This is a genomic window from Lachnotalea sp. AF33-28 (assembly GCF_003477885.1).
Classification (GTDB): domain Bacteria; phylum Bacillota; class Clostridia; order Lachnospirales; family Lachnospiraceae; genus AF33-28.
This window is the reverse complement of record NZ_QUEE01000008.1, coordinates 55,361-71,517: the sequence shown is the minus strand read 5'-3', so window position 1 is coordinate 71,517 and position 16,157 is coordinate 55,361. Positions and strand designations below refer to the sequence as shown.

Annotated in this window: 13 protein-coding genes and 2 tRNA genes; 1 reads left to right on the top strand and 14 read right to left on the bottom strand. The window is 50.9% G+C overall.

Annotated features, from left to right (window positions below; all coding sequences use genetic code 11):
• Nucleotides 1-8: 8 nt before the first annotated feature.
• From DWZ56_RS12405 to DWZ56_RS22740, 4 genes are all read right to left on the bottom strand, one after another.
• Nucleotides 9-959, bottom strand: coding sequence for a hypothetical protein (locus tag DWZ56_RS12405; protein ID WP_118556957.1), 951 nt, complete (start codon nt 957-959; stop codon nt 9-11).
• Nucleotides 949-1,089 carry a hypothetical protein gene (locus DWZ56_RS22745; RefSeq protein ID WP_158584567.1) on the bottom strand — a complete coding sequence of 47 codons (141 nt, stop codon included), beginning with the start codon at nt 1,087-1,089 and terminating at the stop codon, nt 949-951. Before DWZ56_RS22745 ends, DWZ56_RS12405 begins: the two co-directional genes overlap by 11 nt.
• Nucleotides 1,090-1,468: 379 nt before the next feature.
• Entirely contained in the window at nt 1,469-2,878 is a 1,410-nt protein-coding gene (locus DWZ56_RS12400) for a helix-turn-helix domain-containing protein (RefSeq protein ID WP_118556956.1), read from the bottom strand.
• A gap of 35 nt (nt 2,879-2,913) precedes the next feature.
• Nucleotides 2,914-3,060 carry a hypothetical protein gene (locus DWZ56_RS22740; protein WP_158584566.1) on the bottom strand — a complete coding sequence of 49 codons (147 nt, stop codon included), beginning with the start codon at nt 3,058-3,060 and terminating at the stop codon, nt 2,914-2,916.
• Between the two features lie 131 nt (nt 3,061-3,191).
• Here DWZ56_RS22740 and DWZ56_RS12395 point away from each other — a divergent pair, with 131 nt between their 5' ends.
• Nucleotides 3,192-4,064 carry a CPBP family intramembrane glutamic endopeptidase gene (locus tag DWZ56_RS12395; RefSeq protein WP_158584565.1) on the top strand — a complete coding sequence of 291 codons (873 nt, stop codon included), beginning with the start codon at nt 3,192-3,194 and terminating at the stop codon, nt 4,062-4,064.
• Nucleotides 4,065-4,198: 134 nt separating this feature from the next.
• Here the strand turns inward: DWZ56_RS12395 and DWZ56_RS12390 are convergent, their stop codons facing one another.
• From DWZ56_RS12390 to DWZ56_RS12345, 10 genes are all read right to left on the bottom strand, one after another.
• The gene (locus tag DWZ56_RS12390; RefSeq protein ID WP_118556954.1) at nt 4,199-4,894 is read right to left on the bottom strand and encodes a phosphatase PAP2 family protein; all 696 of its coding nucleotides are present in this window, start codon (nt 4,892-4,894) and stop codon (nt 4,199-4,201) included.
• A 189-nt stretch (nt 4,895-5,083) separates the two neighbouring features.
• Nucleotides 5,084-5,157: transfer RNA gene (locus DWZ56_RS12385), tRNA-Met, on the bottom strand.
• A gap of 9 nt (nt 5,158-5,166) precedes the next feature.
• A tRNA-Val gene (locus DWZ56_RS12380) sits at nt 5,167-5,239 on the bottom strand.
• A gap of 174 nt (nt 5,240-5,413) precedes the next feature.
• Entirely contained in the window at nt 5,414-6,769 is a 1,356-nt protein-coding gene (locus DWZ56_RS12375; RefSeq protein ID WP_243095235.1) for an NCS2 family permease, read from the bottom strand.
• Between the two features lie 168 nt (nt 6,770-6,937).
• Nucleotides 6,938-8,863: a beta-L-arabinofuranosidase domain-containing protein gene (locus DWZ56_RS12370; protein WP_118556953.1), complete on the bottom strand. Its 1,926-nt coding sequence runs from the start codon at nt 8,861-8,863 to the stop codon at nt 6,938-6,940.
• 28 nt (nt 8,864-8,891) lie between these two features.
• The gene (locus DWZ56_RS12365; protein WP_118556952.1) at nt 8,892-9,779 is read right to left on the bottom strand and encodes a carbohydrate ABC transporter permease; all 888 of its coding nucleotides are present in this window, start codon (nt 9,777-9,779) and stop codon (nt 8,892-8,894) included.
• 22 nt (nt 9,780-9,801) lie between these two features.
• Nucleotides 9,802-10,716 carry an ABC transporter permease gene (locus DWZ56_RS12360; RefSeq protein WP_330424870.1) on the bottom strand — a complete coding sequence of 305 codons (915 nt, stop codon included), beginning with the start codon at nt 10,714-10,716 and terminating at the stop codon, nt 9,802-9,804.
• An 80-nt stretch (nt 10,717-10,796) separates the two neighbouring features.
• Nucleotides 10,797-12,542, bottom strand: coding sequence for an extracellular solute-binding protein (locus DWZ56_RS12355; RefSeq protein WP_118556951.1), 1,746 nt, complete (start codon nt 12,540-12,542; stop codon nt 10,797-10,799).
• A gap of 86 nt (nt 12,543-12,628) precedes the next feature.
• Nucleotides 12,629-14,281: an AraC family transcriptional regulator gene (locus DWZ56_RS12350; protein ID WP_158584564.1), complete on the bottom strand. Its 1,653-nt coding sequence runs from the start codon at nt 14,279-14,281 to the stop codon at nt 12,629-12,631.
• Nucleotides 14,269-16,023: a sensor histidine kinase gene (locus tag DWZ56_RS12345; protein ID WP_118556949.1), complete on the bottom strand. Its 1,755-nt coding sequence runs from the start codon at nt 16,021-16,023 to the stop codon at nt 14,269-14,271. Before DWZ56_RS12345 ends, DWZ56_RS12350 begins: the two co-directional genes overlap by 13 nt.
• Nucleotides 16,024-16,157: the final 134 nt, after the last annotated feature.

Sequence of the window (16,157 nt, the reverse complement as noted above, 5' to 3'; positions counted from 1 at the left end):
AAAATATATCATTTGACCCAGGCAGGGGCGGAAGGAAGCTTGTCATTGTCGCCTCCTCCCAAAACAGCGCGGTTGGTGGTACCCTCCGTATTATTGGATACATCAGCGTTGATCTGAATTAAGACGCCCCCTACATCGGCTATGGCCGAACAGTTGGAAAGAGGAAAAGGAGCACCCCCGACGACCCAGGGCTTGCTGAGGCTTGCGTAACCTCCTCCCACGATATAATCTCCGTCATACCGCACCTGTTTCAGCGCGCTGTCGATGATGATATGGGCGGTCCCCGCCACATTGGCTACGGCGGCCGTCCCGCTGAGTTCATCCGTGGCCGTATTGCCGGCATCCCCGCCGCCGTACACTTTCCTGGCCAGCAGCGCCCCCTCATGAAAATGGATCATAGTATCGCCGCCCACGTTAGCCGTCACATTGCCAGAGGAGGCGGATCCTCCGCCCCACACGTTCAGAACAGTCCCGTAAATATGGATCTCTGTATTTCCGCTGACGTTGGCTGTGGCACCAGATACCGTGGAACCGCCCCCTCCCGTAACCGTAAAGTAGGTCCCGCTGTTGGGACTGAGATCCTGATTCGTATCACGGATTGTAATTGAGGTAGATCCCTCCACATTCCCGTTGTGTCCGCCGCCGTAAATCGCCGTCCTGTTATACGCCGCAGTCGCACCGTCATACAGGATGCTGGTGCTGCCGGTATCCCTGCCGTCTGCGTCTCCGTAGATATCGCCGCCCAGACTGATGGCGCCCTCCACGATAAAGGGAACCCCATTGGCATACACACTGCCTCTGAACCCCAGATCCACAAAAAGGATCACCGGATTCTCCTTCGTGGCGCCTTCTTTACTGGTGGTGACGGTAAATGAAGTGATTCCCTTATCGTCGGGTACACTGAGGTAGGAGTAGGCATCATTCTGCCCCAGAGACACTTTGAGATTGCTAGGGTTCAATATCAGCTTTACATCCCCCGCCGGATATCTCCGCCGCTCTCATTCTGCCGTCCCCGCTCCCTGTAAAAACGTCAAAATCCGTGGCCTCATAGTCATCCGTGCAGGCCCAGGCAACAGGTAGCTCCGCCAATTTTGCCGCATAATATCCCCCTTTCACTGTCAACAAAAGTACACTATGAATGACAGTGAAAAAAGCAAGAATTAGTCCTAAATCTTTACATTTTGCGATCTGTTTGATATAATTTTGTTAGTTATCCATTAAAAATTTTATATAAACGACTGTCGCTTAACGTGTACATTGCTTTACCCGGATCTTCCGTCTTTTTCTTTACCCGGTAATAAAAGCCCTGCCGTGACAGTCCGCATCTTTCAGCCGCTTTGGCGGCCGTAATCATTCCGTCTTTCTACTCCCGAACCGTCTCGTCAAAACAAGGAATCTCCCTCTCCATTCTTCCAAAGTGAACTCCCCTGGCTTTCACCAATCGGCTGCGGATCAATGCGATTCTGTTTTATCCCTCCGGCTTTTCCTTTGCCGGCTTTGCTTTGGAGCAGGAGGGGATTGCCAGCAGCTGGCGCACCCGCGCCTGGATATGGTCCTCGATGGCGGTCAGATGGGCCTGTGGCAGATTGAGGCTGGGATGCCGTTTGAACCGGAAACCGATCATGCGCCGGAGCTGTTCCTTTTGCTTCGCGCCCATGACCTCGGCGCAGATGCTCTCATAGGAAACGCCGTAAGGATTGGAGCGGGTTTTTGCATAGGCTTCTAAATTCGCATAATCCTCTTTCCCGGCGTAGCTAAACAGTGACAGCCCGTTGTCAAAGATGGGGGCCGGGGCGATGATCTGGCCGCTGTGGTTATCCCGGAGGACGCCAAAATTTCCAAAGTGACGGTCCTCGTTGTAGATCAGCGCGTCGAATACCAGCATACTGCGAATTTGCTCGGAAAACGCTCCGCCGAAAGAGTCATAGTAGTTCAGGCAGGCGGCAATCCCGCCCGATTTGACGATCCTCCCAATGGGGAGATAGGCGGTGTCGATGTCGGTAAACAGACGGCACTTGGAGGCGGTGATGCCCTTCCAATTTTCCAGATCGTAGTGGACGGCGTTCAGCCGCATGGTCTGGGCGATCTGAGAGGCATAGTATTCACAATACGGCTCCCGTCCGGCATTGGACGCGCCTGTGGTGCCGCCCTTATACAGATAAATCCCATCCTGTTCCACAACCCGCCACGCCTTTGGCAGCATTCCGCCTGTGGTCAGTTCCGGTGAGGTGGTAAATGCCTGACGGCTCTGACCCGCGCCGGTGTAGGCCACCAACGCCAGCATTTCGGAAAACCGGTTTTCATACAGATTATACTGCGCGAAGGTTCCTTCAAAGCCCTCCGGCACCACCCAATAGCTGTCGTTTAAGGACAGACCCTTGCAGACGTCGATAATGCCCTTTGTGTCGTTGGCTCCAAGACCCAATGTTTTCAGGATTTCATCCACAAAGGCACGGTTCTTCGGAATAACCCGCCGCTCCAGCCAGCGGATAACGCCCTCGCCGGTGCGCGTCATATCCAGCGGAAAAAGAGGTTCCGCTTCCTCATTGACTGTCAGAATTTCCGCTACCAGACCTTCCAGGCCCCGTTCTTCGATTGTAAAGCGCATCAGCTCGGTATCGTAAATGCGCAGGCTGTAACAGTGATTCATGGGTTCCTCCCTGCTTTCCAGCAATATTTTGATGTCCTTGCCCAGCGCGCCGGCAATTTTCAGCAGCATATCCAGCGTGAGATTCTGCGCGCCGCTCTCCAGACGGCAGAGGTTGGACGGCTGGGTGTCGATCATCCGGGCAAGCTGCGCCTGCGATATGCCTTGTTCCAATCGCGCCTCCACAAGCTGCGCGATGATTTCCCTTCGTTTCTGTAAAAATGGTTCCATTGTATTCCTCCGTTTCACGGCCTGCTCCTATATTATCATAAATGATAACGTTTTGCAAGGCATCCGTGGAAATGGGAGGCGGATTGTTCTCGACAAACAGCGGCTTTTGCGCTTGCCAGTTGCCCCAGTATGCCTTCCAGTTCCTGTTCACTGTCTGCGATCTTGGCTGCCAGTTCAGCCATTCGGTTGATTTTTCCTATAAAAGTTTACCAAAAGTTTAGACGGGATCCCTGCTGTGGACATGCAAAGCGGTTGCTTTCTCCATAAGAAATGTTATAATGTAATAATTCACTTGATAGTAGGAGGAAGACAAATGTATACGGAAAGCTTTGGAAAACGCTTCTGGCGGATGGTGTATCCGCTTGGACTGTATATCCTGATCAGCTCTCTTGCAGGCTTTGCATCCAGCCTGTATCTGGTAGCGCAGGGCGTATCGGAACTTGGGTTTTCAGCGCTAAACGATCCGGAACAGCTGCTCAACCAGGCGGTGGAAAAGATGCCGGACACCCTGTTTTGGGCAACACTGATCTCTGCGGCGGTGACGCTTCCGTTTCTGCTTCTGTTTTATCACTGGGACATGAAACGCGAGCAGAAGCTGGGAACAAAAAAGATTTATGAAAAAGTGCCAGCGCCGTATTTTGGAATCGTGATCCTGTTGGGAATCGCAGCATGCTTTGCCGGCAATAATCTGATCACCATGAGCGGTTTGATGAACAGCACTTCCGGCTATGTAGAAGTGGCGGAAGTTCTTTATGGAGGGAGGCTTGCCGTTGAGCTTCTCGGAATCGGCATACTGGTGCCGGTGGTGGAAGAACTGATTTTCAGGGGGCTGGCCTATAAACGCATGAGAGAATACGCTTCGCCTCTGATGGCGGGCATCACGACCAGCATGCTGTTCGCAGTGTTCCACGGCAACCTTGTACAGGGCGTATACGCATTTCTGCTGGGTGCGCTGTTATGCTATGTTTATGAAAAATATCACAGCTTTTGGGCGCCTGTCCTGCTGCATGCGGCTGCCAATGTGATTTCTGTGCTCGCATCGGAGACTTCCGTGTTTGATTTTCTGTATAGCGGCAGAGGCATCTTCTTCGCTTTTACACTGATTGTATGCGTGCTGGTGGTGGTTTTTGTATATCTGACCGAACGGCTTGTAGTTTCCAATCAGCTCAACCAGAAGGCGGAATAACAGTAAAGAAAGAAATGTGCGACGTCAGGCGCACAAAACACAAAAAAGGTATCAGCCAGCTCCAGCTGATACCTTTTTTGTTCTGTTTAGAACTGATATACCGCTAAATCCGTTTTAACGGTTCCTCCTTACGATTACGGAAGTGTGGAATCTTTGCTGATTTTGCTGAAACGGGTGCGTAATTTCTGCTTGGCTGTGCCCGCCGAGTAATCGCGTGCCGGAAAGTACACAAGGCCATACATGCAGAAGCTTAAAACGATTGCTCCGACCACATCGATCACAGAATGCTGTTTTAAAAACATGGTGGACAGAATAATCAGCACCATCAACACTGCGGATGTGGGTTTTACAAAACGAAAGCGCTTGGAAAACACGGTCCTCGAGATCGCCGTATGTGCGCCGATGGATGCGAACACGTGGATGCTGGGAAATACATTTGTGTTGGTATCGGCTGTGTACAAAACAGAAATCAGCTTTGTAAATATGTTCTTATCAGGATCCAGCTCCGGCCTAAGATCCAGACCGTTCGGAAAAATGGTGCAGATCAACAGGCAGATGGACATGCCGCCGAACAAATAAGCGGCCAGCCGGTAAAAATCAGCTTTCGGACGCTTAAACAGGAAAAACAATACCGTTGCGATGATATAAATAAACCACAGCAGATAGGGAATGATAAAATATTCAATAAACGGAATCCGGTCATCCAAATGGGTATGCAATACCGTATAATTGCTCGTTACAGTCTTCTCCAGATAAAAGAACCAGGGGAAATAGATGAATACATAGAGCAGCACCCATATCTGGCTATGTTTTTTTAAGAAAGTTTTCAAGGGTAACCTGCCTTTCCAATTGATTTTTGCAAATTATAGCACACTTGAGTTTGGTTAACAAGAAGATTTCCGCATTTTTCAGAAATATGTAAGTTTCCCGGTGGAAGTTTGAAAGAAAATGCTTTGTTCAACATCAAAAAACCCTTGCAGCAACAAGGGTTTCATGACGCGGACCGTAATCCGTATGAGTAGCGGAAGGGAGATTTGAACTCTCGACACCACGGGTATGAACCGTGTGCTCTAGCCAACTGAGCTATTCCGCCAGGTTTATATGGGGCCTATAGGGCTCGAACCTATGACCCTCTGCTTGTAAGGCAGATGCTCTCCCAGCTGAGCTAAGACCCCATAATATCAGTCTCAAGTGTGACTTTTTTCTGCCTTATTTGCGACTGCCTTGTTAGTATACTTGCTGTTTCATAAAATGTCAATACCTTTTTTAAATTTTTTGCTATATTTACAGCAGCCGTGAATAACTAAAAGGAGGCACCCCAAAGGATGCCTCCGTCCCTGCAGCTTACTTTACAGGAAAATATACTTCAGAACAAACAACACTGCCAATATATACATCAGCGGTGTGATCTTCTTGGATTTGCCGCAAACCAGGTTCAGGATCACATAGGAGATAACGCCCATGGAGATACCTTCTGCGATGGAATAGAAAATCGGCATTGCCAGGATACAGATATAAGCGGGAATCGCCTCTGTCAGATCTTCGAAATGGATATCGGCAACTGCGGTAAACATCAGGAAACCAACGAAGATCAGAGCGGGAGCCGTAGCAAAGCTGGGGATGGAGATGAACAGCGGCGAGAAAATGATCGCCAGCAAAAACAGCACAGCGGTTGTGATCGCTGTCAGACCTGTTCTTCCGCCTTCAGCAACGCCTGAAGAGCTCTCTACAAAGGTTGTGGTTGTGGATGTGCCGAGCAGAGCGCCGGCGCTGGTTGCAACAGCATCTGCCAGCAGAGCGCCTTTGATCCTGGGAAGCTTGCCGTCCTTATCCAGCATGTCAGCCTTGGAAGAAACGCCGATTAAGGTTCCCAGAGTATCGAACATATCCACAAACAGGAATGCGAAAATAACTACGATAAAGTTCGCCCAGGATAATCCGCTGAAATCAGCCTTAAACAGCTGTCCTGCGGTCTTTCCGAGGGATGAGAAGTCAAAGCTCACGATCGCTGACGGGAATACGGAATAAAATCCTGCATCCGCGTTGGGAACATAGATGTGGAGCAGCTCACACAGCATGCCCAGCACCCAGGTAGCAGCGATACCGATTAAAATAGATCCCTTCACTTTTTTGATGTGAAGGATCGCGGTGATCAGAACGCCGATGATCGCCAGCAGCGCGCAGATACCCACCGTGTTGAAATCCGCGGTAAAGTCAACCAGCTCTACCAGAGTAGCGCCGCCGACAACCACCTTTGCATTCTGCAGGCCGATGAAAGCGATGAACAGACCGATACCAACGCTGACCGCCTTCTTCAGATTCATAGGAATCGCGTTAAAAATCGCTTCACGCACATTGGTAAGAGAAAGCACGATAAAAATCAGACCTTCTACAAATACCGCTACCAGCGCGATCTGCCAGCTGTAGCCCATTGCCCCGCATACGGTATATGCGAAATAGGCATTCAACCCCATGCCCGGTGCCAGTGCAAACGGATAGTTTGCAAACAGCGCCATCAGAACTGTACCGATGAAAGATGCCAGCGCGGTTGCAATCAGAACCGCATGCGCATCCATGCCCGATGCAGAAAGGATGTTGGGGTTTACGGCCAGTATGTACGCCATCGTCATGAACGTTGTGATACCGGCCAGAATCTCGGTTTTAACCGTGGTGTTGTTTTCTTTCAGTTTAAAAAACTTTTCCACTACACCATCCTCCTTTAAGTTAAGTAATAAAAACTTTATGAAATGTTCATACAAATAATATAATATCTTAATCGTCAGAAAATTACAAGCCCTTTTCCAATCTTCTTCTCAACTTTCCGGAGGTTTCCTCTTGTATACAGAAAAATCTGTTCTTTAGAGGAAAATCAGTTACTCGATTGCGTCCCAATGATTCGTTCCGTCGCCCTTATCCTCTCCCGGAATCCCGGCTATAATGCATTTCGTGCCCTCCGGAAAGGCGGCCGGCATAAACATCGGCTGGGGCATCCAAACGCGGATGCATTCCTCCCCTTCAAAAGAGCTGCCGCAGGACGCATAATCGCAAAGCAGCAGTTCTTCCTCCTCATGCTGGAAGAAATGAATCGGTTTATACAGGAAACGTACCCGATAGGCCATATAGGCATCCGGGCAGTCCGCCTCACAGGCAAACGCCCGATCGCTCTCCTCTTCAAGGCTCTGGGAAAGCATATACCGGATCTGTGTCTGTCCGTCCACCTTCCATTTCATCGCATCATTCATCAGCCGCAGGGCCTTCCAGGAGGGAGCTGTGCGCCTGCTGTCCATCGCCAGCACCACCGGACCCACCGTCACCGCTTTAAAGCTTACATTGCCCGGCGCCGTCACGATCCGCGCGTCCATGTCGAACTCCATCTCGATTGAGTCGCCCTCCGACCAGCTGCGGTACATTTCACAGTAAGTGCCGGCATTACAGGAAATCTTCTCTCCGTTAAGCCATACGCCCGTGCTGCGTGAATAAGACGGTATCCTAAACCGCACTCCCCATTCTCCGTCCGGCACACGGTGAAACAGTATCCTCACCTTCCGCTTTTTCGGATATCCCCCTTCTATACGAAACATAAAATCACCCTTGTTGCACGGTGCCTCAAACTCTCCATCCTCATATAGATTGATCACAATTCCTTTTTCATAGTTCATAACCGCCCATTTGGGGACCTCCAGCAGGGCTCTTGGCCCGTTAACCACGCAGCAGCTGGATTGTACGCGTTCAATCTGGATCGGGCTGGGTACACGCTGGCCCAAAAGCGGTGAAAAATATGCCCACCAGCTCCCGTCCTTTTTCATGGCTCCCATAAGCGCATTATATAAGGAAATCTCAAGCTGATCCGCAAAGCGCCGGTCACCGGTCACGCTGAGCATCGCTGCGCACAGCTTCATAAATGTGGCGGTGACACAGGTCTCCATGGGCGTTTCCAGCACCTGGGTCTGGCGGTAGGCGCCGTCGCACCACAGCTCGCCTACGGAACCGGAGCCGGTAATCATGATCTCCCGTTTCAGCACCATATCCACATAACTTTGCACCGCTTCAAAATACTCTTTCCGATCGGTCAGCAGATACAGTTCCAGCACGCCTTCAAAGCAGGACATCACCTCATAGGCCTTAGGGACGGCGATGCTCACCGGAGGAACATGTGAAAGCGCCCCTTCCAGCAGCCGCACCCCCTCCTTATTGTATTTGCCTCCCTGACTCCAGAGGGAGACCAGATGCTCTGCAAACTCCAGATACCGTTTTTCTCCGGTCCTCTGATACAGCCGCACGATGGGCTGAAGCAGCGAGCAGGAAGGCACCCCCAGCAGGAGCTCCAAGCCCACATCCGTGATCTTTTTGCCGGCTTTCATCGTAATTTCGATCAGATGATCAGTCATCCTCCCGGCACACAGAAGCGCCCTCTCTTCCCCCGATACGTCATAATAGGCAAGGAGTCCCAGCAGCACATATTTTCTTCCCCACAGGTCCCAGTCGGAAAAGTCCACGCTGCTGCAGCTGATCCTCCCGTTTTCTTCCTGCACGCTCATGATTCCTTCCACCGCATCCTTTAACACCTGAAAATGCGCTTCCGTTCTCTGATACTCATAGGCCAGCACCGCGGAAGTAAACCATTTTCCCCAAAACTCACCGCAGAACAGGCCGTCGCTGTCCGTTTTCTCCCTGAATACCTCCACAAAGTTCCGGTAGTCTGTCTTCATCACCCCGTTGGCGATACATTGATCTATCTTATTCCCCACATGCCCGGTAAACCTGCATTTTGCCAAACCCATCTCATACACTCTGTTCATCTCACACCTGCTTTCACACTTTATTTAATCATCCTTTGACGCCCCCCAGCGTCATCCCTTTCGTGAAATACTTCTGAAGCCACGGATACACACACAGGATGGGGAGCGCCCCGAGGAAGATCTGCGCCGACTTAAATGTCCGGTCGCTGATCAGCATCCTGTCCCTCATTTCGGCCAGACTGCCGGTACTGACTTCGGTCAGGCTGGTCTGCACCACCACGGACTGCAGATACGTCTGCAGCGGATAATTTTCCGGCCGGTTCATATAGATCATGCCGCTGAACCATTCATTCCAGTACCCCACAATGGTGAACAGAGAAATGGTGGCGATGGCCGGAGCGGCTAACGGCACATAGATTCTCCATAGAATTCGGAAATGGCTGGCTCCGTCCATCCTGGCGGCTTCCTCCAGCTCCTTGGGAAGATCCCGGAAGAAATTTAAAAGCAGCACCACATTAAAGACCGGGATAATGCCCGGCAGGATCAGCGCCCAGATGGAATCCATCAGATTCAGCTCCCTGACCAGCATGAAATTGGGGATCAGCCCGCCGTTAAACAGCATCGTGATAACCAGAAACCAGACATAGAGCGTGCGGCGCCGAAACTGTGTGGACGGCTTTGACAATGGATACGCCGTCAATATGGTCAGAAAAATGCTAAGTGTGCTGCCCAGCACCAGACGCTTTAACGTGACGCCTATGGATCTCCAGAATTCTGTTTTCTCCATCACATACCGGTAAGAAGCCAGCGTGAAGTCCACGGGAAACAGCTTCACATACCCTGCTGCCACCGCCCCTTTCTCACTTAAGGAGATTGCCAGGATATGCAGGATCGGCAGCAGGCACAAAAGGCACAGCAGCAGCATCAGCAAGGTATTAAAAAAAACGAATACTTTTCTGCTCGGTTTACTCTTCATTGTTTTCTCCTCATTTTCCGTATCAGAATATCCTGTAATTAGCGAAACGGTATGCCAGGTAATAGGATGAGCCGATAAAAGCCGTGGATACCAGAGATTTGAAAAATCCCACCGCCGTTGCAACGCCGTACTGCGCTTCTTTTAATCCGAGGCGGTACACCAGCGTATCCAGCACGTCCCCCGTCTCATAAACGATCGGGCTGTACATATTAAAAATCTGATCAAACCCGGCGTTTAATATGTTTCCCATACTTAAAACGGACATTAACACCACCGTCCCCAATATGCTCGGAATCGTGATATGGATGCACTGCTTCCACTTGCCCGCCCCGTCCACGGCCGCAGACTCATAGAGATTCGGATCCACTCCGGTGATGGCCGCCAGATATACAATTGTCCCGAAACCGAAGCCTTTCCAGATATCGGTCACGATCATGGTGCCTCGGAACCAACGGTTGCTGCCCAAAAAGAAGATCGGCTCAAATCCGAGCAGCTTCACAAAATCGTTGATCAGTCCGGTGGACGGTGACAGCATCTGTATAAAGATACCGGACAAAATGACCCATGACAGGAAATGCGGCATGAAGATCACCGTCTGCACCGACCGCTTAAACCTGCTGCTTCTTATCTCATTAATCAGTATCGCTACCGTCAGAGGCACCGCAATGCCCAGCACCATCTTCCACAGAGAGATGACCACCGTGTTGCGCAGCACGCTCATGGTATTCGGCATCTCCAGCAGATAGCGGAAATTATCCAGACCGACCCATTTCTGATTTCCAAACAGCCCCAGCGCCGGCTTGAATTTCTGGAAAGCGATCACCAGGCCGGACAACGGGATATAGGAAAAGATAAAGATCAGGATGACCGCCGGCAGCATCATCAGATGAAAGGTCCTGTTCTCTCTGTTTTTTGCACTGTTTACTCTTTTCTTCAACTGCCCATCTCCTCGCTTAAAACCGGGCTGCCGCATTTTTTTGCAGCAGCCCGTGATTTCATACACCGTAGGTCAGCGCCTTATTTATTTGCCTCATACCACTCGTTTACTTCATCCGTGATATCCTGGCCGCCCAGCGCCAGCCATTTTTCCGTAAACTCATCGAACGCTTCCAGCCCGACCTCTCCCATGACGATCTTCGTAAAGGTTTCCGCCTGCAGCTGATTTAACGTTGCCTGGCGCTCCGTCATCGTTTCGGTGGGCAGGCCGAAATAAGCGTTTACTTTCAGCTTGTTCTCCGCTTTGTATTTCTGTGTGATCTCTGCACCTCCGTTAGGGCCTCCAAAGGTTCTGTTCCAGCCCCACTGCGCCAGGTCCCCCTCCTCATAAGCGATCAGATTTTCATAGATGCTTAGGTCATTGCTTCTGACATTGGAAGGATCTCTCTTCATAACCGCTTCGTACACGTCATATCTGGTGGAGTTTTCATCCGGCACCAGTGAAAACCAGAAGTTCACCACATCGAACATGGACGGCGCATCCTTCGGCGCTCCGTAATATTCGGAGTTCGTTGTTCCGTCAGGTGCCTGATCCTTTGCCTCAGAGGTGATCAGCGTAGCGATTTCCAGATTGGCCATCTTGATTAAAGCCTCCGGATGCTCATACCCCTTGCGCACCACATACCAGAAGTCCACAGTGGCGTTTGCCTGCGGAAGCGCTTCCTCCTCATCCACGGACACGATCTCATACGCCTTAAATTCCGCCTCCGGATTCAGTTTCTTCATATCATTGATGGACAGGGCAAATCCCAGCCAGTTGTATGTAATGCCCACTTTTCCGGAAATCAGATCCTGATTGTACTGCGTCGCATCCTTTGTGGCAAACTCCTTGTCTATGATTCCCTCTTCATACAGCGCGCGCATGGATTCCAGCGCGTTTTTCACTTCCGGCGCCAGGCTGCCGTAAGTAAGGCTGCCCGCTTCAGATTCAATCCAGATATCCGGATAAGCATGGTAGCTGTTGGCAAATCCCGGAAATCCCGGGATGGTAGCAGCAGCCGGTGAGAAGGAATCCTTGTCAAAGGCGATGCCATAGGTATCCGCTCCATCCGGTTTAGCTTCCATAAATTTTCTGGCCAGTTCGATCACATCGTCCATTGTCTCCGGTTCCGGCAGGTTCAATTTCTCCAGCCAGTCGGACCGGATCCAGATCTGCTGTGTGTTGGAATACGGTTTCGTAGGTTCTGTGGGAATGCCCATGATCCTGCCCTCAAAGGTGGAGGACGCCATCATATACGGATCGGATTCGGCCACCTTCTTATAGTCCTCATTCATATATGTGTTGTAAACATCCGTCAGATCTTCCAGCATACCGGCCTCCAGCAGCTGGCGGAACTGCACCGCGTTCACCTTCAGTATATCCGGCAGATCGCCCGATACCAGCATAAGGTTGAATTTTTCCGTATACGCTTCCGGCTTCGCCACCCACAGATGCTCAATGTCGATGTTCAGCCTGTCTTTATAGCGTTTGATCCAGCGGTTGTCGTCCACCGTCTCCTCTATGGTTTCCAGCTGTTTGGACATGTCGTCGCTTAACTGATTGATCATCATGACCTTAACCGGCTCTTCATACTTGCCCAGAGGGTCCGCCGCTTCCGCGGCCTCCGTCCCAGCCGCACTTCCTTCCGGCTTTTGTTTCGCCGTAGTCACGGCCTCCGTCCCCGCCGCCCGGGTATCCCCTCCGGCATCTTTCTGTCCGCACCCCGCTGCAGTTCCCAGCAGAAGAACAACGGCCAACAGTAAACTCAATACTCGTTTCATTATCATAACCCCTTCCTTGTGATTTTTGATAAATAAAGCTTAACAAAAAAGGATGCCATTATCTATTTTAAAATAATGACATCCCTTTCACTTTAATTACCTCCGCCCTCCCGAAGCCGGTATTCCAGAGGGGTGACCCCATATTCTTTTCCGAAGGAACTGGAAAAATACCCCGCGGAGGCAAATCCCGTCTCCGCCGCTATGTCACTGACTTTTTTATCCGTTTCGGCTAACAGCGCGCAGGCCTTCTTCAGCCGGACCTGGGCAATATAATCCGAAATGGAGATCCCCATTTTCTTTTTGTACAGCCTGGATAAATAGGAAGGGTTAAAATGCGCCAGCTCCGAGAGCACATTCATAGACAGATCTTCCTTGAGATGGCTGTGTATGTAGCTGTTGATCTTCGCGATCACCTTATCGCTCTTTACGCTTCCCTGTGCTTCCAGAAGCTGAAAAATCTTATGCAGCAGGTCCGCGAAATAATACTCCACCTCAAAAGCGCCCGCAAAATCATGGAATTCCAGAAGCCTTGACATGGTGTAATTTTTGTTCATCTCCTCCCACAGCCCGTATTGGTCGATCAGCCGGTGCATCGTGAGCGCGCATTCATAAAACGCGCTCTGGGAGATATATGCGCTGTCCTCGAGGTTACTCCTTCCACGGTAGAGAATGTGCAGAAGGGCCAGGTGGGCATCCTTTTTCATCCCGCTGCGAACATAATCGCAGATCATAGGGAACAAATCCTTCTCCTGCTTTGCTCCGGCTTCATAGGTGATATAAGGCGCGGCGTCCTTTTTAAGCAGCACCGTATCCTCCTGCCCGGAGAAGCTTTTCTGAAAAAAGCTCATCTTGAGCATCTGGTACTCCGGATAGATCTGCAGCAGTCCGGTCTCATCCTCCCAGGCGGTAAACAGCACATTTTTCTCCAATTCCGCATAACATCTGTCCTGAACCAGCTCCAGGTACTCCAACACCTGGCTCTGCATCTCCCTCATCCGCATCCGGTTAAGCCCGCTGTATTCCGCCTGTTTTGCGGCCTGGAAAAAGCAGACCAGAATGGAATCCTTATCCTGCACACTTTCCATATGACAGGGCACGTCCACCATTTCACGGAAGATCATCTCCAGCGTCTCCATATTGCGCCTGCGGTCCGGCTGGCTGTCCGCGCTGTCATTTGCCAGCTTGCCCGCCAGCATCCAGACCGGCTTATGAAAATCGATCCCGATTTCGGCGCTGCCGCACTGATTCAAGAACTCTGCGGCATCGCGCACCGGCTCCGTGATCAGCCGGTGCAGCAGATACTGCCGCAGCTGCTGTCGGTTCTCCGTCAGCCTCTGGCGCATCTGCGCGTTTTCCAGCCTTTTTTTCTCCTCTTCCTCCAACAGCTTTAAGTTTCTGCGGATCGCATCCACGACCACGTCATCCCCTTCCAGCTTGAGTATATAGTCCGTCCCTCCGTTTCTCATGGCCTGACGCACATAATCCGCACGGTCATAGCCGGTGAGGAAAATACATTTGCAGCGGTTCCATTTCTTCTGAACCACCGCCTGCAGCTCCAGGCCGCTGATGCCCGGCATATTAATATCTATCACCGCGATATCGATGCGCTTCTGCGCAAAGAGTTCCAGCGCCTCGCTGCCGTTGCCGGCCTTATACACCTCGCATTCCCGAAACTCCTCCGCCACCACCTCGTAAAGCCCGTCTATCGCGATCTTCTCATCATCCACCAGCACTATATGGTACATTCCATCCCATCCTTCCATATCAATTCCAAAACCACTCTGGTGCCCCCGTACCTGCTTTGTTCTATGCGAAGCCCGCCCTGGCTGCCGAAATATCCCCGGATTCTTTTATACACATTGACGAGCCCGGAAACGGCCTTTTGGGAGTCCCGTCCGGCCTCCTCAATCATCGCCTGCAGCTTATCCCCGTCGATACCTTCGCCGTTGTCCTCCACCACAAAGCGGATGATCGGTTCACAGACCTCAAAATAGATATCGATCCTGCCCATGCTCTCCATATTTTCGACCCCATGTTCAAATGCATTCTCTATGACCGGCTGAAAAATCAGAACCGGGATCAGGAAACCGTCATATTTGCGGTCCAGCTCCTGAAAGGTCACTTCCACCCTTCCCATAAACCGGATCCGCTGTATGTTTACATATTTCCGGCAGTGCTCGATCTCCTCCCGGATCGGGACGAGCTTGGATGAGCTTCTTGTGATATAGCGGTAATAGCCTCCCAGATACTGGGCCAGCTCTTCAATCCTCTCATTTTCGCCTTTTCTTGCCAGACGGTAGATCATATAGAGGGAATTGTACAGAAAATGAGGGTTGATCTGATACTGCAGCTGTTTTAGTTCCGCTTCCACCACCAGCTTTTCCTGTCTGGCCACCTCGTGGGTGAGCACATCGATATTGCCGATCATCTCATTGAAGTTATTGTACAGAAAAGCGAATTCATCCTCCCTGTTGTGCTCGATCTGATAATCCAGCCGCCCGTTTTTCACTATGTTAAACGCATTCATCAGCTCTTTCATGGGCTTACCCAGCATACGGTTGAGCTGATGATATATGAGAAGCGTGATCAGTACCGCCGCCGCGGTAAATATGCCGAACAGCGCCGTATACAGCATGCTGTTGCGCCTTACAATGTCCTGCGGAATAAATGAGTACATCGTAACTCCCAGCGTTTCAGACCACACCCGGTCCACATAGTATTTTTTGCCGTCGGACTCCCAGTAGGTCTTCGTATCCAGTTCCCCATAGGTGCTGTCATAAAGAGCGGTATCCCCCGCCACCCAGGACTGGTCCTCCGATGCCAGGTACATATTGGAAAAGCTGTTCTCCGACAGGTCGTCAATCTGCCGCTGAAGCGTCTTCAGATCAATCTCGCTGCTAGCGATGTACAGGGGATCCTTCTCTCCGATCCCCGCCACCGGATACGGTTTGACGATCAGCAGCTGCCCCTCGTAATAGCAGAGCACGCTTCCCGATTCCCGGTAATGCTCCGAAAGATATTGAAATTTTTCCCGGTCCATGTCCCGGATGCTGTGAAAGCAGTCGATCGTCTTTCCCATGGCGGCGATATGCAGCTCCGTATTTTTCAGCAGATTATTTGTGTTATAAAATTGCAGAAGGTAGGTCTGGATATCCCGGATCATCGTCAGACGCTCATAGTTGGACAGCACCTGATGATCGTCTATGCTTAACAGATTGATGTCAATATTATTGGAGAACTGCTCCTGCGCCAGATTGATCCGTTCAATTTCGCTCTCCAGGTTGGATATGTAATACTGCATCTTATCATGTATGGTCGCCATAAACTCCCTGTCCGCCCGCCTCTGGGATGCGAGGTTTAAATATACGGAGTATCCGTAAAAGATAAGAAGCGCCAAAAGCAGCATCAGCAGTATCCTTGCAAACAATGTGGTACTCTTTATCCCCTTTACCGCCTTCCTGATCAGGCGTTCATTTTTGATATGCATCTGCCTTCCCCCCTTCGGATTTTTAAGCGCTGCATATCTAATATAGTATGTATTCGTAAAATTCACAAGCGTTTCCTGGCAGGCTGCACGGGCGGCGGCCCTGTCTTACGAGGGACGCTTACTGCAGCCATGAA

Coding starts and splice junctions, on each gene's coding strand:
- DWZ56_RS12400 (WP_118556956.1), bottom strand. CDS start 2,878: ATGGAACCATTTTTACAGAAACGAAGGGAAATCATCGCGCAGCTTGTG.
- DWZ56_RS22740 (WP_158584566.1), bottom strand. CDS start 3,060: ATGGCTGAACTGGCAGCCAAGATCGCAGACAGTGAACAGGAACTGGAA.
- DWZ56_RS12395 (WP_158584565.1), top strand. CDS start 3,192: ATGTATACGGAAAGCTTTGGAAAACGCTTCTGGCGGATGGTGTATCCG.
- DWZ56_RS12370 (WP_118556953.1), bottom strand. CDS start 8,863: ATGAACAGAGTGTATGAGATGGGTTTGGCAAAATGCAGGTTTACCGGG.
- DWZ56_RS12365 (WP_118556952.1), bottom strand. CDS start 9,779: ATGAAGAGTAAACCGAGCAGAAAAGTATTCGTTTTTTTTAATACCTTG.
- DWZ56_RS12355 (WP_118556951.1), bottom strand. CDS start 12,542: ATGATAATGAAACGAGTATTGAGTTTACTGTTGGCCGTTGTTCTTCTG.
- DWZ56_RS12350 (WP_158584564.1), bottom strand. CDS start 14,281: ATGTACCATATAGTGCTGGTGGATGATGAGAAGATCGCGATAGACGGG.
- DWZ56_RS12345 (WP_118556949.1), bottom strand. CDS start 16,023: ATGCATATCAAAAATGAACGCCTGATCAGGAAGGCGGTAAAGGGGATA.